The organism is Pseudomonas fluorescens group sp. PF-1 (assembly GCF_054481335.1).
This window is the reverse complement of sequence record NZ_JBTMNG010000002.1, coordinates 480,153-499,086: the sequence shown is the minus strand read 5'-3', so window position 1 is coordinate 499,086 and position 18,934 is coordinate 480,153. Positions and strand designations below refer to the sequence as shown.

Genomic DNA, 18,934 nt, shown 5'->3' with positions numbered 1-18,934 from the left:
TTCCCGAACAATATCTTTTATTCACTTTCATATTCCATTTTGTTCATACAGCTCTAGCTCGCACCTTCCCTTGTAGGAGCGAGCCGGCTCGCGATGGTCGTCATCGATAATGTTGGGCACCTGACACCCCTGCGGCGCTCTCAGGTTCATCGCGAGCAGGCTCGCTCCTACAGGAGGCCGGCTTGCTTAAGTATTTGTTTCAGAGCGTCTTTTTCGGTGGCCGAACCCTCGGCGAGAATCTGCTTGAGTTGCAGCTCGATCTGCTGCAACGACGCCGGCACCTCCGGCAAATTCAGATGCTCGGGCAAAATCTCGTCGCCGGTACTCACCAACAGCGCAAAGTGGATGACGTTTTCCAGCTCTCGGGTATTGCCGGGCCAGGAATGGCGTTCCAGCACCGCTTGCGCGGCCTCGCTGATCAGCGGCACGGGCAGCTCCAGGCGTTGGCTGTAGATGCCGAGGAAGTATTCGGCCAGCGACAGAATATCGCCCACCCGCTCGCGCAAGGCCGGCAGTTCGAGCTGGCCTTCGCTGAGGTAGTGATAGAGCCGTTCATGGAATTTGCCGGCGGCGACCGCCTGGGCCAAATCGATGCTGGTGGCGGCCACCAGGCGCACGTCCACCGGGCTCGGCTGGTGCGCGCCGACACGGGTCACTTCGTGGTTTTCCAGGGCAGCGAGCAATTTGATCTGAATCGGCAGCGGCAGATCGCCAATCTCGTCCAGGTACAGGGTGCCGCCATTGGCCGAGCCAAACCAGCCGGCGCGACTGCTGGCCGAGCCGCTGTAACTGCCTGCGGCGTAGCCGAACAATTCGGCGTCAGCGTAGGTCGGGCTGATGGCGCCGCAGTTGACCGAAACAAACAACCCGCCGCGATCGCTGGCGCGATGGATGTGCCGCGCCAGCAATTCCTTGCCGCTGCCGGTTTCACCACGGATCAGCACCGAGATCGAACGCGGCGCCAGTTGTTCGAGATCCTGACGCAGTTGCCGGGAACGCGGATCGACGAACACCAACGCTTTGGCGCGGATGCTCAGGGGACTTTTTTCAGCATCGGGAAAGGTCAGCAGTGGCTGACCGAAGGTTTCAAAGCTCATGGCAGACTCCCGCCCAAAACCGCCGGGAGACGGGGGCGCTATTTAAAAACGAAAAAATAAAGGCTCAGGCGCGACGCAGGGCGTGATGTTCCATGCGGTTTTGCAGACGGTAGAGATAGGCAAACCCCTGCTCCCACCGCTGGTGACCCGACTTCACATTGATGTGCCCGGCACCCGCCAGAATCCCCGCTTCAGCGCCCCAGTTGCGTGCCAGCTCCAGCGCCCGTGGCGCACTGACGGCGGCGTCGTTGTCGGAGCTGACGACCTGGCTGGGAAACGGCAGAAGATCGCCAGGAATCGGCGCGAAATTACGCAGGGCCGGCGCGCAGGCCGGACGTTCGACATCCGCCGGCGCGACCAGCAAGGCGCCGCGAACCTGACGCAGAAACTGCACGGGCGCGGTCGCTGCCCAATGCGCGACGGTGATGCAACCCAGGCTGTGGGCGATCAGGATCACCGGCGTGCTGTCGGCGGCAATCGCCTCGGCCAGCGCCGCGACCCAGTCTTCACGACGTGGCGTCAGCCAGTCGGCCTGCTCCACCCTTGCGCTGTTCGGCAAACTGTTCTGCCAGTGGCTTTGCCAATGATCTTCTGGCGATCCTTGCCAGCCCGGCACAATCAGATAGCGAATGGATTCGTTGCGCATGGGGGAGCCCTCCTGCTGCGTGTCTGTTCCTGATCGAGTATAGGGACGGGATTTATATTCGTTAAGGAATAAGAAGCTATTTATTAAGACCTATATCGAATATGCAAGCGCTCCCACAGGGACTTGTGTGTTTTTGCGGAATAAAAAAGGGGCCGCACCCTGCCAAGGAGACGGCCCCGGAAAATCGTAAATCTGTCAGCGCGCGGTGATCACCGACAACGTGGTGATGCCTGCCCGCTCAATGGACGCCAACATCGGCCTGGAACTGCACCCGCACCTCCGGGTCCTTGGCCTTGGCTGCCTGAAGCTGGAATGCAGAGGAGATGCCAATGACGTCATGGTGTACGCCTCGTGTAACCATTTCGCGCGAAACAGGTTTCGGTTTCATGAATCTCGATGTCAGCCGTCCCGGGAGACGTCACCCCTCGGCGCTTCGCGGCGCCCAGGGCGCCTCCGGAATGCCCATTGATTAACTCCCTGCGGTCTCTTTGCGAATCACCCGATACGCCGAGCCAAACGCCCCCGAACGACGTATCGGTGGGTGAATCATTGACCTTGACGCTTATTTCTTAAAGTAATTTTTAACGCTAAAACCAGATCAAAATCGCATATGTGGTGACAAGGACAGCAAAGCACGAACCCAAACTTCTCGGTGATTCAGGCCGATGACTTTGGCCTGATCATCTGAGGTCATCCGTTACGCCGATGAATCAAGCGTTGCAGCCAGGATGGCGTGACAGCGAAAACGTCATGCAATTGACTGGCAGTGATCGTTCGATCAGCCACGTCGAAAGCCAACGCTGCCCGCAAGGCTGGCCAGCAGTGTTTCGGCAGGTGCTCAGGCATTCGCAGCTCGCGCTCCAGATGCTCATTGCGAGCCTGGGTCGAGGGCAACCGGCGAAACGGGTGCCTACCTCCGGCCAGCTCATAGATCACACAGGCCACTGCGTAGACGTCGGCACTGGCCAAAAGCGGCTGGCCTTCCAGTAACTCCGGAGGGGCGTAGCCGGTAGTCCAGCCGTTGAAGCGTTCGCGACTCAAGCACGGCAGACCCGGCAGAACACCTTTCTCCGCCTGGCCAAGACCGAAGTCAAACAAGCGCACACCGTCTTCGCTGAGCATCACATTGCTCGGTTTCATATCACCATGCAGCACACCGCGAGCATGGGCATACGCCAGTGCATCGAGCAGCGGCAGCGCGATGTCGCGCAGTTCTTTCCACGGCAGACCCAAGGGCCGCTCGCAAAGGAGTTTGTCCAGGGTCAACCCGCGCATGAGCTCCATGGTGATGAAGGCACGCTGACAATCGGTGTCCACTTCAAAGCTGTGCAAACGCAGGACGTTGTGGTGACGCAGGTGCCGGGTCAAGGCGAACTCGCTGTAAAGCAAGGCGCTGGCGTCCGGCGACTCGGCAAATTCTTCGCTGAGGATTTTCAATGCGACGTAAGGGGACGGATCGCCGAACTGTTCGCCCAGCAAGTCCCGTGCTCGGTAAACCAGGCCCATGCCTCCGGCACCAAGCAGGCGCTCGATGCGGTAACGGCCCGCCAGCACATCGGGTAGTTCACCGATACAGCCCCTGGTTGGCGCCGGCGCCGCTTCAGCCTTGTGCGATTTGGCGAACGCAAAGTAGGTCAGGTTGCTGTCCTGCTCTTCGCCGACCGGCACGTCGTCGATCGGCCGAATGAGCTCACTCATTGCCGGATCACCACAGCGGTCAGGTTGTCCCGGGCCGAGCCACGAAGAGCGCTATCGAACAGACGCGCCAAGGCAACATGTGGCGCCGTCAGGCTCAAGGCGCTGCCCAAGGCGTCGATACTCAGCCCGTTGTACAAACCATCGCTGCAGAGCAAAAACGCATCGCCGGGATGCACCTCAAGTTCCAGCACATCCAGGGTCAATTGCTCGGCCGCGCCGACCGCGCGGGTCAGGGCATGTGCTGCGGGATGGTCCTTGGCCTGTTCCGCGCTCATGTGTTGTTCGTCGATCAGTTGTTGCTGCAGTGAATGGTCCTTGGACAGCTGATATAAACGCTGGTCACGCCAAAGGTAGCAGCGGCTATCGCCAGCCCAGACGCAGGCCGCGCGATTGCCCTCAACCAGCAGCGCCACCACGGTGCTACCCATGATGCTGTCGTGGCGCCCTGCAACAACCGTCAACTCTTGACCCATACGGCGGTTGAGCCAGTGCAGGCACTGGCGAATGCCTTTGAGGCGTTCGTCGAAATCATCCCGCACGGGTAATTCCGCCAGGCTGGCGACAATCAACTGGCTGGCGATATCTCCTCCCTGATGACCGCCCATACCGTCCGCGACCACCCACAGCCCCTGCTGGGGGGCGTCCAGGAAAGCGTCTTCGTTGCGCGCCCGAACCTTGCCAGCGTCGGTGCGCGCAGCACTGCGCCAGGGGCCGGGCACCTGCATCAAAGCTGCGCCGGCATGCGGAAGGTTCGCAACACGCCCATGTCGAACGGGTTGGGCGTGCGCTGGCTGGTCAGCAAGTAGTTGGCGCGCAGGCCGCCCACATCAGCCTTGAGCACCAGCACGTCGCGACCGCTCAGGTATTCGGTCTGCATCAAATCGAACAGACGGAACAGCGACCAGGGGCCAGTGTTCTTCTCGATACCCAGTGGGCGGCCGACCATTTTGTCGAGCACCAGACTGGTACGACCGTCTTCAGAGTCGCTCGGCCACTTGAACGACACCGGCACGATCGGTCCATGACGGTATTCGATGGTCTTGTCGCCAAACTTGAACTCGGAACGGCTGACCGCCGGATCGAGGGTGTAAGGCTCCAGTTTGAACGTCACCTGAGGCTCGGCCGGGCTGTTGGCAAAAAAGCTCTGGCGAATGACCAGCGCGGCGCCCATCTGATCAAGGTAGACCTTGGAAATCGGCAAACTCTGACCATCGAGGCTACGCAGGCGGTAGTGACCCGCATCACCGCTGACAAACGGACGCAGATAGCTGTCGAAGAAGCGGTCGGCAATCCCCTGCGCCTTGAAGAACTCGCTGAAGTCGTTGATTGCCACGTCGCTGGCGCTGTGGGCGTTGAACGGATAGCGCTTGCTGATCGCCTTGCCGTAGAAACTGTACAGCTCATTCTGATAGCGGTGATTCAGGTACCGATAGGAGTCGCCGAGAATGAGGCGCCAGGTGTCTTCAGCCAATACGTTGAACCACACGCCCACCGGACGCGGCAGGCGGCCGGACGCATGGCGCAAGCTGCTCAGTGCATCACGCTGGCCGCCCATGCGGGTCTTCGCCATTTCGAACGCCGCTTGCTCTGGCAGACTGGCACGGGATAGGCTGGCACGGGATAGGCTGGCCATCTGCATCTGCAGGTCGTTGAGGGCGGACAGTACCGGGGTCAGTTCAGCGGTTGGGCCGTTGTTGTCATCGAGCAGGCGGTGCAGCGACTCAAAACGATTTTGCAGGGACTTCTTCGCGGTATCCGGCAGTTTTTTCACCAGGGTTTCAGACGCCTTGCCTGCCGCAGCGACCGCCAGTTTTCCGAGCTTGCCGCCCTTGTCCGCCAGTTTCCCTGCCGTATCGGCGGCGTCATCCGCCAGATCGGCGATCACCGGAAAACGGGTGTTTTCACGCACTTCAACCAGCAGTTTCAGGACCGGTGAATCAGCCGACGTCAGGCCCGCCAACAGCTCCGCGCCTTCACCGAAATCGCTGATTACCGGCAGCGCGACCCGGCCCACCGCCTCCCCCCAGTAATTGGCGTAGTCGCGGAAGTACAGCTGTTCCAGCTCAACCATCAGGCGACGCAAGTCCATATCGCTGATGCCGGGGCCTTCACCCAGAACCCAGTTGTCACGCAGGATATCGGTAACCAGTATCGAGCCCTGCACCGAAAAATACTGTTGATAACCCTGCCGGGTGTAGAACCCCGGGATCACAAAATCGGTACCCACAAGCTTCGGCCCCTGGGGACCCAGGTGTTGGCCCAAGCGGTATTCCGGCAGATTGCGAGCCTGCTCGCGCAGCATCCGGTACACCACGTTGACCAGGGACTCGCTGCGCATAACCTGACGCGCCTGAGCCACCAACTGATCGTTAAGCGGATAAATGAATGGCCGCTTGAGCAAACGCTCGAAGTGGTTGTTCAAGCCGTTTTGCAAGGTGCTATTGCCTGAGTAATGTCGGGACCATTCGCTGGCTACCCAGTCCTTGAGCCACGGCGCGTCGCGACGATCCGTCATATTCAGCATCAGGTACGCACGCAGGCTGTTGAGCAGGCGCTCGCGATCCTTCATGTTGGCGCGAATCTGTCCTTCCAGCAGGATCGCGACCCTCGGCAACAGTTGCTCTTCAAGATCATGTTCGTAGGCGGCCTTGACCACGGGGTTAACGTCTTGGCCTTGGTACAGCCCCCCGCGTTCGTGGTAACCCGCGTCGCCTCTCTTCGGGAACACTTGAGTTGCCGCATAGCGAGTGTCGAGCGCCTTGAGCACCGCCACCGAGTCATCGCCGGAGGGCAGCGTCGAGCGCTGTTGGGTCCAGGTTTGTGCCAGGTTGCGCAGCTTTTCCAGGCGCTCGTAGTTGGCAGAGAAACCACTGGCCCATAGCATCCCGAATAGCACCAGTACAGCCAATGCACCCAGGTACAGCGCACGTTGTCCCCAGTGGATTCGGTTGCGTTCGCGTTTGTCCAGGCCAGCAAGATCGGCCTCGGGAAAAATGACTCGGCTGAACAAATGGTGGGCGAAGCGCGAGCGGCCACTGCGCAGGGTCGGCAACACACCGGTCTTGACGGCCAGTTTGGCGCCAATACTGGCCGCGGTTGCGTCCATTTCCTCAGTCAGATAAGGCGAGCTGGTCAGGTAAAAGCCGCGCAACTGGCTGCCACGCTGGTAGCGGTTACCGGTGAAGGCCATATCCACGAACAGGCACAGACGCTCGCCGATTCGCCCCAGTTGATGCGGGAAGTCGAGGATGCGGCCACGACGTCGGGGGTCACGTTCCTGGTGCATGCGCATGATCAACTGGCTGTTGAGGCGATGCAGCAACGCTTCGAACTCACTGCGCAGCACGACCACATCAGCGCCGCTCTGGTCCTTGCGGAAACTGGCACCGAGCACCTGGTCGCTTTCTTCACGCGTGAGCTGATCAAAGAACTCTTCAAAACCGGGCAGGTCATCGGCCTTGCTCAACACCAGGTAAACCGGCACATCGACGTGCAATGTCTGATGTACGTCTTGCAGGCGCGCACGCACCGATTGGGCCACGGATTCAATGTCCTGTTCATCGTCGCTGAGCAGGATTTTCGTCGGAATGGTCACCAGCACGCCGTTCAATGGACGGTTGCGGCGACGCTTGCGTAGCAGGTCGAGCAATGTGTCCCAGGCGTGGCCATCGACGGTATCTGTCTGGGTCATGTAACGGCCAGCGGTGTCGATCAGCACGCCATGGTCGGCGAAATACCAGTCGCAGTGGCGCGTGCCTTGGGTGTCACGGGTCAGTTTGCGGTCGATCTTGTTGATCGGAAACTCGAGGCCCGAGAAGTCCAGCAAACTGGTCTTGCCGCTGCCCTCCGGTCCGATCAGCAAGTACCAGGGCAAATCACTGCGCCAGCGTTCGCTGCGACCGCGATACAGGCTCGAGGTCCTCAGCGTCTTGAGCGCATCCTTGAAACGCGCTTTCAACACCTTCTGCGCTTCGTCGATCAGCTCTTCACGGCGGATTCGATCCTGGCCACTGTCAGTGTCTTCGATGGCTTTCTTGCGCACACCCGCGCGCCAGCCAACGAAGACCATCGTCAGCCCCCAGATCAGCGACAGCGCACTAATGGTCAGCAGGCGGGAGGTCGAGGCTTCCCAGAACTTGTAGTCATCCACTGCCAGCAGCGGCCCGACGAACCACACCAGCAGCGCGACGAACAATACCAGCAGCAGGGTCCAGACCCAGGTCTTGCGCAAGAACGCGCCGACTTTCTTGAAAATCTTTTTCATCACTCGTCCCTGTTTACGGCTGCGACTGCGGCTGGACCGCGGCCGGATCGAACTGCTGATAAGGTTGCAGAACGGTTTCGCGTTGCTCGCCCAATACCCAGGCAAACCCCGAATACATCACCACCAGGCACACCACCGTGAACAGCACGATCATCCACGCCGGAACGATGCGCACCAGGCTGCGGCGCTGATCGTTCAAGCCTTCCCAATGGGGCGACAGTTCGCGTGGCACATCGCCGCGCAGTTGACGAATCTGGCGATACAGGGCGTCCCGGATGCCTTCGAGCTCGAGCATGCCGCGGGCTTGTACCCGGTACTTGCCTTCAAAGCCCAGGGACAGGCACAGGTACATGAGCTCCAGCATCGGCAGGTGCTTGACCGGGTTTTTCGACAGCCGATCAAGCAGTACGAAAAATTTCTCGCCGCCGAACGTTTCGTTGTGAAAACTGCTGAGCAAGCTCATCTGCGACCACTCGCTTTCGTTTCCCCATGACGTGGTGACGACCGCTTCGTCAGCGACGGTGCAGAGCACGTAACGGGCGCTCGACACCTGGTCGGCTTCGGTGCCGTTGTGCAAAGCGCTGCCTTCAAACAGTTTCAGCCCGTTGGTCAGTCGCACGTTGAGCTCGTGCAGATTTTCAGGGGCATTGCTGTGCTTGAGGCGCACCAATTCCGATAACAGCTCGGAGGCGGCGGCCACCAGCGAGTTGAGGCTGACGTTGAACGTTTCTGCCGGGCGCAGTCGCGCGGCGTAAATCATCCGTTCTTCGAGCTGCTCGAATCGCGGCGGCGCGGCGAAGTCCGTCAGCGGACCCGATGCCGGGCCGTGGCCCTGACGGTCGAGAAGAACGGTTTGGTCGTCCTGGCTGTATTCCGTGTCCTTGTTCATGTCGGTCAGTTCCTGATGGCCCAGAATTTCAGTTCAAGCTCGGCAAATTCGCCGGACACGTGGAACGCGAAGCCGCCTGAGCGCTCGAGTTGCGCCTGGTCTTCGGAACTGAGTTCGAGGATGAAATAGGTTTTGTTGGAGTGGAACGCAATCTGCCGTGGAGCCACGGGCAACGGTTTGACCTTGATGCCTGGCAGATGCAGGTTGACCAGTTGGCGGATGTGTTCCACCGGGCCGACCTTGAGGTGCGCCGGCAAGCGATGGCGCAGTTCTTCGGAGTCGCAGTTGGCACTGGCCGCCAGTACGAACGAGGCCGAGCCCAGCAGCTTGTGGTCGTGCAACGGCGAGACAATGATTCCGTACTGACGCGCTTGCAGCACCAGTTCGATGGCGTGCTGTTCCAGCACCATCGACAACACCTGCCGGATCGCGTCCATCAATCTGCCAAAGCTCGCCCCTTGGTCGCTGTGCTGATAACGGCTGTCCAGTCGCGGGCGCTTACTGTCGCTGGAGAAGGTCGCCAGATCGCCGAGCATGGTCAGCAGCGTGCGGTACAACTCTTCCGGGTGTACCTGTTCCAGGCTGAGGTAGTGGCGCAGAAGTAATTCGGTACGGTTGATCAGTTGAAGCATCATAAAGTCGCCGACTTCTGCGCCACCCACCTTGCCGTTGGAACGGATCCGCTCGGCGATGGTGTCACCCCGGTGACCGAGCATGCTGATCACTTCCTTGAGACACGACAGCAGATAGCTGGAGGCGTGCGCCTGGATGTAGGTCGGTACGAACTCCGGGTCAAGTCTGATCACTCCATCCGGCGTGGTGTCGAGCACTGCGCAGATTTTCAGCTTTACATACGCCTGATCGTTCTGCTGCTCGCCGAGCAAGAGTTTGAAGTCCGGAAGAGCGCAACAGATTTGACTGGCACAGTCGTCGCCAGCGTTGGAGTCGGCCACCTGCGCTTCGTACGTGGTATAGCGCGCCAACACGTCCGACTGCTCCGGGCGACGGGCCTCGATGTGATTGCCGGTGACCAGTGGCAGCGCCAGATAGACAGGCGTATTGCCCGTGTTTGGTGGCACGTCCAAGGCCAGCGGCTCGGTGTTGCCGCCCAGCTCGAACAAGCTACCGTCCGGCAGAATCCCGGAGGCCTGGCTGATCACCAGCTTGCCCATGTTGAGAAACTGCGAGTCGATGTCCAGGTTGAGGAAGCCCCAGATGTAGCTGCCCAGCAATTGGGTGCGGGTCTTCATCTGGTGGTCGTAGTAGCGATCGTTGTGCTGGAAGTGCTGCGGACGCAGCAACATGCCTTCCTGCCAAATGACTTTATGGGCGTTCATGGTCAGTCATCCACTTTGGCAAGCGATTCATGGGTGTTGCGGATGCCGCTCTGGTCGAGAGACAGGTCGGCGTCCGTGACTTGCTCCGGGGTGACTCGCAGGGTGTAGCGCCATTTGCTGTCCGGAAGATCACGGTAGGCGGCGAGGACACCGACGTAGCGACTGCCCTCCTTCACTCTCAGCTTGAGTTCGATCGTTTCGCCCGGCCGCATTTCCAGCTCCTCGCTGGCAACCATGTCCGGAGCCAGGGAGTCCCTGGCGCGCTCGTACAGGCTGAAGAAGTCTGCGCTCTCGAAAGCCACCGGGTGTTTGAGTTCGATCAGGCGTATGACAATCGGCGACGGACGACCATTGAGGTCCGGGTTCAACTGATCGCTGGCCGTCAGCTTCAGATTGAGTTTGGTGACGTGGGAGTACGGCGAAAGCGTCGAGCAACCCGCCAACAGTGCCAGGGTGGTCAGCGCAGTCAGCGCCTTGGAAAAAACAGTCGAGCGGCGAGACATGCGCATCATCCTTGGTGGTCGGTGTGGAGAGTGGAGATCAGTCGGACCTGTTCTTCGTAGGCCTGGGCGAAGTCACGGGCCATCAGGCGATCACCCCAGTCATCGTCCTGGCACAAAGCATGGTGATAACGCCCATAGGCTCTCCAGCGACTGCCAGCGGTGGCGAGCAACGGTTTGTTGTCACGCTCGAAACGCAGGGTGAGTTGCTGAGGCGAGAAGTACTCCAAGGTGCTGCGAACGGCGGCGCGACTCGCCGTGAGCAAGGCCACCTGATGCGCCTGTAAATCGCGGAACGCACGGGATATGGCCTGTTCAGCCGGAAGCTGCCCCGGCTTGCCCGGCTGCAGCAGAATGCCCAGCGCTTCACCGGCATCAAGTGCGTACTTCAAGGGGTTCTTTTGAGAGCCTTGCATCGTGGTTTGCGCAAGCCGCAACTCGTTTTTCAGCTCGCTTCGAGTACGCAGGCTCTGCTGTAATCCGCCGACACTCTGCTTGAGCAAACGCGCGGATCTCAAAGCCAGGGCTTCTTTGGCATCATGATCAAGGCCATCAAGATCCACGCCCAAGGCCTCAGCAAACTTTTCCCAGAAACCGTCGGCCTGACGCTCGACCACTATCGATGCTGACTCGGGTGCAGGCGCTGCCGGGACATCAATCAGCTCAGGTACCCTCAGGCTTTCCAAGTCGATGCGGGCATAGTCGGCTCGCCGACAGGGCTCTGCGGTGGCGTTGCCCGGCGAGATCAGCTTGTCGATGGCCGAATACGCACGTTCCTCCCGATCGAGAGCGTTCAACGGGTCGAGGTCGAGAAATACATTGTCAGGAATGACGCTGCCAGCGGCTTGCGGACGACCGACTTCCTCCTCGTAATTCGCCGGATCACGAACCAGCCGCGCACGGATCTCGACATCCCCCAGCACATACACGCTGCCATGCTCGATACGTACAGCCTCGCCCTTGGGCAGCAGCGCGCCGCTGCCGCTGTACGAAGTACCGTTGCTACTGGTATCGGTCAGGAAAAACGCGCCTTCGCGGTAGCTGATCAAGGCGTGGCGTTTAGACAAGTGTCGATTGACGTCCGGAATGGCCCAGTCGCAGTCCTCGTTGCGCCCAATCACGCCGCCGGCCTGCTTGAAAGTCTTGCGCCACAACTCCGTCGGTACGAACTGCTTGGTGCTCAGCATTTCGAAAATCAGTTCCATGATGATGCTCCTTGCGGTCACTTGCCGCGATTGACCGACTGCGGATCACCCAATGGGCGATAGGTGTCGTCGTTGTATTTGTAATTGCCGCTGCAGGCGCCGAGGCCACATAGAACGACAACGGCCAGCAGGACGGCTTGCCAGTGACGAATAGACATCAGAGGGTCTCCAGGGGCAGCGCAAAGCACTGGCCCTTACGGTTGAGGCTGTTAAAAGCGGATAAATTGAAATCGAGCGCGTCTGGCCTACCCATCGACGTTTCCCGCATTGATGTTCAGGCGCCCGAGGCGGTAGAGAAATGTGCGCCGCGGCAGGCCAAGCTCGCGGGCCGAGAGGGTTTGATTACCGTCGTTCTTGCGCAGGCAATCGATCAGCAGGCTGCGCTCGATCTGCTCCAGGCGTTCGCGCAGGTTCAGCCTTCCGACTTCGGGCAGGGTGTCCATACGCAGGGAGAAGTGCTCCACCAACAACTCGCTGCCTTCGCAGAGCAGTACTGCACGTTCGACCAGCCCCTTGAGTTCACGCACGTTGCCGGGGAAGGCGTAACTGGCCAGAAGATCCAGCGCTGCGTTGGACCAGCTCACCTCGTCACGCTGCAGGAACGCACAGGCCTTGTCGGCGAAGTACCGGGCCAATTCGAGGATGTCGTCTTCGCGTTGACGCAGGGCCGGCAGTTCAATAGGGAACTGCGCGAGACGGTAGTACAAGTCCTCGCGAAACTTTCCCTGGCTGACCAGCACCGATAAATCCCGATGTGTCGCGGCGATGATGCGCACGTCAATCTTGTGGGTGTCGTTGGAGCCCAGCGGACGAATCTCACCCTCTTGGAGCACCCGCAGCAGCTTGGCTTGCAGCGACAGCGGCATGTCACCGACCTCATCAAGCAACAAGGTCCCGCCATTGGCGGCGTCGAACAGGCCGGCTCGGTCTCTGTCGGCACCCGTGAAGGCGCCTTTACGATAACCAAACAGCTCGCTTTCGAGCAGGTTTTCCGGGAAGGCGGCGCAGTTCTGCACGATGAACGCGTGGGAGCGACGCGGTCCGCAGTCGTGGATCGCCCGGGCCACCACCTCCTTGCCGGTGCCCGTTTCCCCCCCCAGCAGCACGGTATAGGGGCTGTGCAACACTTTACTGATCAGGGAATAGACACGGCGCATGGCTGTGCTTTGACCCGTCAGGCCATAGTCGCTGGTGCTCGCAACAGTGACCGTTGCCGGTACAACGCTGCCGCTCGGCCGCCGTAACCGCTGCAGCAAATGCAAATGGCCCAGCACGAACGAACCCAGTCGACCAAGCGAGTCGGCGAAGCCTTGCAGTTCAACGTGCTGGTGGCTGGCGCACAGCAATAACCCTTCCACTGACTTCTGCGGGTTGACCAGCGGCACGCACAGCAGCGATTGCCATGGCCTCGCCTGGGCCGGCAGAAAACCGGTCTCGTGCAGACTGCCGCTCAATTCACTCAGGCACACAACACGGTTCTGGCACAGCGCAAATTGCAGCAGTTGCTCACCGTTGTAATCCACCGGCAAGCTGGCGGTTTCCCGGGGTTGAAGGTTGCCGTTGAGGCACTCGGCGCTCATCTCCAGGGAGGTGTGGGTGGCGTCCAGCAAGTACAGCTGGGTCAATTCGCACTGGCTGAGTTCAGCCAACCCGCGTACAAACGCCTTGAGCAACACAGCGCCATCCATCGCTCGCGACAGACTGGAAAATTGCGCTAACAACGCTTCGGCATAGGCCAGGGGTTGCGGCACTGAAGTGAACATCACTCCCACCTCAGGCGAACTCGCATGTCACGCCGCCGCTGCCGAGCGTCGCGTGCACACGCTGGAGGTTTTCCCCGATGGTCATGGCATCCAGCAGACGGTCGGCAATCAGCGGCAGTACGTGCAAGTCCAGCAAATGGTCGATCAGGCGCGCACCGCTGTCGCTTTGGGTACAGCGTTCGGCCAAGTGATCGACGAGGCCCTGTGAGTAACTGAAATCCAGCTGGCGACGGCTCAGGCGCTCGCCCAGACGACCGAGTTTGATCTCGATAAGCTCGCGCAGCACCGGACCACCGACCGAGTAGTAAGGCACCACGCGCATCCGCGCCAGCAGTGCCGGTTTGAAGTGCTTGCTGAGCACTGGACGAATGGTTTCCTCAAGTACCTCGGCAGTTGGCCGCGCACCGTTTTCGCAGAGTTCGCTGATACGGTCGCTCCCCAGGTTAGAGGTCATCAGAATGAGGGTGTTGCGGAAGTTGATCTCACGCCCCTCACCGTCATTGACCACGCCCTTGTCGAAGATTTGATAGAACAGATTGAGCACGTCCGGGTCGGCCTTTTCGACTTCATCGAGCAGTACGACCGAATACGGCTTCTGCCGCACGGCTTCGGTGAGCATGCCGCCCTCGCCATAACCGACGTAGCCTGGCGGTGCACCGATGAGGCGCGAAACGGTATGTTTCTCCTGGAATTCGGACATGTTGATGGTGGTGATGAAACGATCACCTCCGTACAACAAATCTGCGAGGGCCAGTGCGGTTTCGGTCTTGCCGACGCCGCTGGGTCCAACCAGCAGAAACACACCCTCGGGCGCATTGGGATTGTTCAGACCGGCGGCGGTAGCGCGCATCGAGCGATCAAGGGCGTGAATGGCTTGCTCCTGACCTCGAATGCGGGTACGCAGGTCATCAGCGAAGCTGGCAACCTTGGCATTGTGCTCACGGGCCAGCTGCGCCAGCGGCACGCCGGTCCAGGCACTGATCACTTCAGCCACAAGCCGTGGGCAGACCTCGAAGCTCACCAGTCGCTCTTTGACTTGCATCTCGGTCAGCGCCTGGTGAGTTGCGTTGAGCGTCGCTTCCAGTGTTTCGACGCTTTGCGCTTCGTCTACCGAGAGGGTTTCGATCACGGAGCCTTCAGCGTCTTCGACCGTCACAGGCGCCGCCGCGTCGGCGGCTTCGCGGGCCTTGGCCAGTTGCCGGCGCAGTTCCAGCAGATGCTCAGCCAATGTTTTCTGTTCGGTCCAGAGGGCATCCAGCGCGGCCATTTCGGATTCGGCTTCGCCCAGGCGCGCTTCCAGCGTAACCAGCGCTTCACGGTCGATCGGCAGACCGGCCTCGGCATCGCGGCGCAAGGCCTGACGTTGTCGGCCACCCTCAGCCAGTTCGCCGCGCAGCCGCTCCAGGCTTTGCGGAGCAGCAGCGAGGCTGATGCGCACTCGGGCGCAGGCGGTGTCCAGTACGTCGACAGCTTTATCCGGCAGTTGACGACCTGCCAGGTAACGAGCGGACAGCTCGGCAGCGGCGACCACCGCGTCATCACGCAAATAAATACCGTGGCTTTTCTCGTATACCTGAGCCAGGCCACGGAGGATGGTCACCGCCTCGCTGACGGTTGGCTCGTGCAATTGCACCGGCTGGAATCGACGGGCCAGCGCCGGGTCTTTTTCGAAGTACTTTTTGTACTCCGCCCAGGTGGTCGCGGCGATGGTACGTAACTCTCCTCGGGCCAACGCCGGTTTCAGCAGGTTGGCGGCGTCGGAGCCGCCGGCATTGCCGCCCGCGCCGATCAGGGTATGGGCTTCGTCGATGAACAGGATGATCGGCCTGGGCGAAGCCTTGACTTCGTCAATCACACCTTTGAGGCGACGCTCGAATTCGCCTTTGACACTGGCACCGGCCTGCAACAAGCCCATGTCCAGAGACAGTAACTCGACGCCTTTCAACACCTGCGGCACTTCACCGGCAGCAATGCGCGAGGCCAGGCCTTCGACAATCGCGGTTTTCCCGACGCCCGCTTCACCGACAACAATCGGGTTGTTCTTGCGGCGTCGGGCCAGGATGTCGATCATCTGCCGGATCGAGTCGTCGCGGCACAGTACTGGATCGAGCTTGCCGTCGCGGGCTTGTTGGGTCAGGTTGTGGGTAAAGCGCTGCAGCAGAAGCTCACTCGACCCGGTCGGTTTACCGGCGTCCGATGACTCCTTGCGGGATAAGGCGAACTCTTTCAGACGGTCGACATTCAATTTCGCCAGCAGTGGCTGGTAGCGACTGCCGGCATAGCGCATCGGGTTACGCAGCAACGCGAGAATCAGTGCAGCCTGTTCGACCTGGGTCTGGCCCAGTTCGAGGTTGGCAACCAGCAAAGCGTCTTGCAACCACTGCACCAGTTCAGGGGCGAACACCGGGTTGCGCGAAGCGCTGTGCTCGACCCGGCTTTGCAGCACAGCACTGAACTCACCAGCGTCTACCTCAGCATCCTGCAAAGCGCGGGCAAGCAAGCCTTGCGGATGTTCCAGCAAACCGAGCAGCAGGTCTTCGATAAGGATCTTGCTGCCGCCACGAGCCACGCAGCGTTCGGCGGAGCTTTCCAGGTCACGACGGGTTTCGGCGTCCAGCGCCTGGATGAGCTTTTGCAGGTCTACGTTAATCATTTTTCAACTGTCCTTAATGAATTTTGCTGCCCAGAGTCACCACGCCGTCCGCTTTTTCGCGACCGAGCCAACTGGTCCATCCCAGGCGACAAGCGTTTTGCTCGCCAATGCGCAGTTCGCGAATTTCATCCCGGCGCAGCATCAGGCGAATGTCGTAATCGAGCGGGTCACGCAAGGTGAATCGCACCAGCGCGCACAGCGGCTGGTAGCCGAAACCAATCGGCAGGAACTCATGAAAGCGCTGCCAGTCCAGTTCGCGGATGTGGATCCGGAACTTGCCGCTGCGATCACGAACGCTCTCCCCCAACACCACGTTTTCACCCAGCGCGCTATTGAGTCGTCCCAGGCGACTGCGCTGTTCGTCGAGAATGTCCACATGGCGTTCAATGCACTGTTCAATGGTCAGGTCGGCGTGCTTGAAGTAGTAACGCAGCACCGCTTCGATCAGCGCAGCCGAGTGCGCACGCAAACTGAGCAAGCCCAGATACGGCAGCAGGCGCTTCCAGTTCAGCTCCCGGGCTTGGCGAATCTCTTCACCACCGAGGCCAATCAGGGCAAACAGCCGGGAGGAAAAAGGGTCGAGGGCACCGCTCTCGAAACTGGCGCGATAGCGATACTTCTTCCAGATCGGCAACATCAGCCGTTGCAGGCGATGGTGGAACAGGTCGAGGAAGTTGCGGGTCGGGTTACCGTCCTCGCTGTCGCCCAGGGCCTGTTCTGCGTAAAACGCCGGCAGTGGCGACCCTGAACCAACCAACCCGATCAAATTGAAACGCAAGCGCGCGCGCATCAGCCCGTGTTCATGAAAGAACTCAACACGATCAACATCACTGCCTGGAAACCCCAGGCTGGGATTGGCCTGGAACTCCAGTTGGTCGTACAAATCGTCCTGGCTGAGATGAGGGTGCGCTTCACGTAGTCGGTCAACGACCAACAGCACAGCCTGAAACAGCGAGTACTCGCGTATGCCTCGGGTCAGCCCACTTAAAGAAGCGGTTGCAGGCCCATACGTGGTGTCCATTGATACACCTCTCCCTGTGTGCTTTTTACCCGCAGCTCGTGGTACGAATTGAGACTGGCGTAAAGCGCGAAAAACTCGTTAAGCACCGAAGCGAAAACGAACAGGTCACCCTCGCCGATGTACCCTTGGGGGTCGATGATCAGCTCGGTACGCAGTCCACGAACCGGTAACCCTCGGTGCAATCGATCGACATATTGATGTTTGATCGACTTGAGCCCGCTTAGCAGGCGTTCACTGACTTTGGCCGCGTGTTGGTCGTAATAGCGCGGCAGGTCATACGTTTCGAGAATGACCTTCAGTGCGTTGACGTCCGCCAGCGACAGATAGTTAAGCGACATATTGCTGATCAGCTTCCAGAGGAAGTCACGATTCAGCGGCGGCGCGAAGCTCGAAGTGGCAGGGGTAATGTTGCGGAAGCTCAGGAACTCCGGCGTCTGTTCACAGGCCAGTTTGATGTCGCCAGGCTTGAGCTTGCGCGGCAGGTTCTGGTTGGTGCACATCAGCTCGACCGACAGGGTTTCGTGGGCCTGGGTATGGCGAACACCGAAGCTCAGGTAGGTGTCGAGGCCGTCGTGCAACGAAGAAGCGCGCTGGAGAACGCTGTAATGGGGACGGCTGGTGGGCACGTCAAAACTTGGGTCGTGCTCGAAGGATTCGAACGCAACATATGCCTGATAACCGAGTCCGCCAGGTTTCCAGCCCGTGACACTTTCCACGGAAAATACACCGCAGCTTTCCTGGTCGAACTTGGCGGGTAGCAGCAGGTACTCATCCTGCTTGCCATCTAGACGGATCGGCAATGCATCGTGCCTGAACAGGTTAACGATGGGCGTACAGTGAAGCTTCACGTTGTCCAGGGTCGGACGCATGCGCAGGATTCCACTCTTGCGGATGTCGAAGCGCAACTCCAGGCCACGCACCTCTTTGAGAATGTCCGCCGGCAAAGCCTTGAGCAGGTCCAGGCCGTTGATATCGACAAACAGGAATTTGTCCTGGAAGGCAAAATACTCTTGCAGGAAGCGATAACCGCGGAAGGTGTTCAGCGGATAGGGAATCAACGCTTCCTCTTCCGCAAAACCCACCGGCTGCACACGATCGCCGGGCATCTTGAATGCCATTGGCACGCCGTTGGCGCCATCAATGGGGTTGCCGACGCCGTCCAGTGGAATCAGTTCGATGCTTTCCAGGTTACGCAGCAGACTCAGGTACAACATCTGACTGATGTAGCGCTCGCCGGTAAAGTGCAGTCGCAAGCGGCTTAATTCCAGCTCACCGAGGTGACCGTCGGCGCTCATTTCCAGACGCAGGCTCAACAGCGAGCCGTCGCCCTTCACCGAGTAATTCAGAGCAACCAGGTCCAACGGCAGGACTTCAGTCGGATAACAGGTGCGAAAGCGGCAGCGCACGTCATCAACCGGCTCGCTTTCCACCGGTGTATCGCGCTCGACCCTCAATGCCGGACCGGAACGTTTCAACGGATCGAACTGCAAAATGCTAAACGCCGGCAGCGGCCGCATATAGTTGGGCCATAGCAGTTGCATCAGCGAATGGCTGAGCTCCGGCAACTCGTCATCGAGCTTCTGGCGCAGACGCCCGGTCAAGAACGCAAACCCCTCCAGCAACCGCTCCACATCCGGATCCCGCCCGGTCTGCCCGAGGAAAGGCGCCAGTGCCGGACTACGTTCGGCGAAACGACGACCTAACTGACGAAGTGCAGTGAGTTCGCTTTGGTAGTAGTGGTTAAAGGACACGGAGGACCTGCCTGGTTTTGGATCTCATGAAAAAAAAGGCTTGAATGCCAGACTGTCGAACAAATCACCCACGGCCACAGGGTCCAGGTAACACTCCGATTCAACGGTGT

At 59.8% G+C, this 18,934-nt stretch carries 14 protein-coding genes and 1 pseudogene; all 15 read right to left on the bottom strand.

Annotated features, from left to right (window positions below; all coding sequences use genetic code 11):
* Window positions 1-167 precede the first annotated feature (167 nt).
* Window positions 168-1,097 carry a sigma 54-interacting transcriptional regulator gene (locus tag ACX3YD_RS16975; RefSeq protein WP_047536148.1) on the bottom strand — a complete coding sequence of 310 codons (930 nt, stop codon included), beginning with the start codon at window positions 1,095-1,097 and terminating at the stop codon, window positions 168-170.
* A gap of 64 nt (window positions 1,098-1,161) precedes the next feature.
* Complete coding sequence (locus tag ACX3YD_RS16970; RefSeq protein ID WP_047536146.1) at window positions 1,162-1,743, bottom strand: alpha/beta hydrolase; 582 nt, start codon at window positions 1,741-1,743, stop codon at window positions 1,162-1,164.
* A gap of 195 nt (window positions 1,744-1,938) precedes the next feature.
* Window positions 1,939-2,050, bottom strand: a pseudogene (locus ACX3YD_RS16965) (ExbD/TolR family protein); the annotation flags it as partial.
* A 383-nt stretch (window positions 2,051-2,433) separates the two neighbouring features.
* On the bottom strand, window positions 2,434-3,441 hold the full coding sequence (locus tag ACX3YD_RS16960; RefSeq protein WP_458960567.1) for a serine/threonine-protein kinase: 1,008 nt from the start codon (window positions 3,439-3,441) through the stop codon (window positions 2,434-2,436).
* On the bottom strand, window positions 3,438-4,166 hold the full coding sequence (locus tag ACX3YD_RS16955) for a PP2C family protein-serine/threonine phosphatase (protein WP_458960566.1): 729 nt from the start codon (window positions 4,164-4,166) through the stop codon (window positions 3,438-3,440). Before ACX3YD_RS16955 ends, ACX3YD_RS16960 begins: the two co-directional genes overlap by 4 nt.
* Window positions 4,166-7,705 (bottom strand): type VI secretion system membrane subunit TssM, encoded by a 3,540-nt coding sequence (tssM, locus tag ACX3YD_RS16950; protein WP_458960565.1) that lies wholly within the window; start codon window positions 7,703-7,705, stop codon window positions 4,166-4,168. Before tssM ends, ACX3YD_RS16955 begins: the two co-directional genes overlap by 1 nt.
* Window positions 7,706-7,718: 13 nt before the next feature.
* Window positions 7,719-8,594: a type IVB secretion system protein IcmH/DotU gene (gene icmH / locus ACX3YD_RS16945; RefSeq protein ID WP_458960564.1), complete on the bottom strand. Its 876-nt coding sequence runs from the start codon at window positions 8,592-8,594 to the stop codon at window positions 7,719-7,721.
* Between the two features lie 5 nt (window positions 8,595-8,599).
* Window positions 8,600-9,931 carry a type VI secretion system baseplate subunit TssK gene (gene tssK, locus ACX3YD_RS16940; RefSeq protein ID WP_458960563.1) on the bottom strand — a complete coding sequence of 444 codons (1,332 nt, stop codon included), beginning with the start codon at window positions 9,929-9,931 and terminating at the stop codon, window positions 8,600-8,602.
* Between the two features lie 2 nt (window positions 9,932-9,933).
* Window positions 9,934-10,434 (bottom strand): type VI secretion system lipoprotein TssJ, encoded by a 501-nt coding sequence (gene tssJ, locus ACX3YD_RS16935; protein WP_458960562.1) that lies wholly within the window; start codon window positions 10,432-10,434, stop codon window positions 9,934-9,936.
* Between the two features lie 5 nt (window positions 10,435-10,439).
* Window positions 10,440-11,636, bottom strand: coding sequence for a type VI secretion system-associated FHA domain protein TagH (tagH, locus tag ACX3YD_RS16930; RefSeq protein ID WP_458960561.1), 1,197 nt, complete (start codon window positions 11,634-11,636; stop codon window positions 10,440-10,442).
* Window positions 11,637-11,653: 17 nt separating this feature from the next.
* Window positions 11,654-11,794 carry a type VI secretion protein gene (locus ACX3YD_RS16925; protein WP_458960560.1) on the bottom strand — a complete coding sequence of 47 codons (141 nt, stop codon included), beginning with the start codon at window positions 11,792-11,794 and terminating at the stop codon, window positions 11,654-11,656.
* An 87-nt stretch (window positions 11,795-11,881) separates the two neighbouring features.
* Window positions 11,882-13,399, bottom strand: coding sequence for a sigma-54 interaction domain-containing protein (locus ACX3YD_RS16920; RefSeq protein WP_458960559.1), 1,518 nt, complete (start codon window positions 13,397-13,399; stop codon window positions 11,882-11,884).
* A 10-nt stretch (window positions 13,400-13,409) separates the two neighbouring features.
* On the bottom strand, window positions 13,410-16,052 hold the full coding sequence (gene tssH / locus ACX3YD_RS16915; protein ID WP_458960558.1) for a type VI secretion system ATPase TssH: 2,643 nt from the start codon (window positions 16,050-16,052) through the stop codon (window positions 13,410-13,412).
* Window positions 16,053-16,065: 13 nt separating this feature from the next.
* Window positions 16,066-17,073 (bottom strand): type VI secretion system baseplate subunit TssG, encoded by a 1,008-nt coding sequence (gene tssG / locus ACX3YD_RS16910; protein WP_458960557.1) that lies wholly within the window; start codon window positions 17,071-17,073, stop codon window positions 16,066-16,068.
* A complete protein-coding gene (gene tssF / locus ACX3YD_RS16905; protein ID WP_458960556.1) occupies window positions 17,037-18,824 on the bottom strand; it encodes a type VI secretion system baseplate subunit TssF in 1,788 nt (595 codons plus the stop codon). Before tssF ends, tssG begins: the two co-directional genes overlap by 37 nt.
* Window positions 18,825-18,934 lie beyond the last annotated feature (110 nt).

Bases quoted from the DNA above. Each gene is read 5' to 3' on its own strand.
- ACX3YD_RS16970 (WP_047536146.1), bottom strand. From the start codon at position 1,743: ATGCGCAACGAATCCATTCGCTATCTGATTGTGCCGGGCTGGCAAGGA.
- icmH (WP_458960564.1), bottom strand. From the start codon at position 8,594: ATGAACAAGGACACGGAATACAGCCAGGACGACCAAACCGTTCTTCTC.
- tagH (WP_458960561.1), bottom strand. From the start codon at position 11,636: ATGGAACTGATTTTCGAAATGCTGAGCACCAAGCAGTTCGTACCGACG.
- tssH (WP_458960558.1), bottom strand. From the start codon at position 16,052: ATGATTAACGTAGACCTGCAAAAGCTCATCCAGGCGCTGGACGCCGAA.
- ACX3YD_RS16955 (WP_458960566.1), bottom strand. From the start codon at position 4,166: ATGCAGGTGCCCGGCCCCTGGCGCAGTGCTGCGCGCACCGACGCTGGC.
- tssG (WP_458960557.1), bottom strand. From the start codon at position 17,073: ATGGACACCACGTATGGGCCTGCAACCGCTTCTTTAAGTGGGCTGACC.
- tssJ (WP_458960562.1), bottom strand. From the start codon at position 10,434: ATGTCTCGCCGCTCGACTGTTTTTTCCAAGGCGCTGACTGCGCTGACC.
- tssM (WP_458960565.1), bottom strand. From the start codon at position 7,705: ATGAAAAAGATTTTCAAGAAAGTCGGCGCGTTCTTGCGCAAGACCTGG.
- tssK (WP_458960563.1), bottom strand. From the start codon at position 9,931: ATGAACGCCCATAAAGTCATTTGGCAGGAAGGCATGTTGCTGCGTCCG.
- ACX3YD_RS16960 (WP_458960567.1), bottom strand. From the start codon at position 3,441: ATGAGTGAGCTCATTCGGCCGATCGACGACGTGCCGGTCGGCGAAGAG.
- ACX3YD_RS16925 (WP_458960560.1), bottom strand. From the start codon at position 11,794: ATGTCTATTCGTCACTGGCAAGCCGTCCTGCTGGCCGTTGTCGTTCTA.
- ACX3YD_RS16920 (WP_458960559.1), bottom strand. From the start codon at position 13,399: ATGTTCACTTCAGTGCCGCAACCCCTGGCCTATGCCGAAGCGTTGTTA.
- ACX3YD_RS16975 (WP_047536148.1), bottom strand. From the start codon at position 1,097: ATGAGCTTTGAAACCTTCGGTCAGCCACTGCTGACCTTTCCCGATGCT.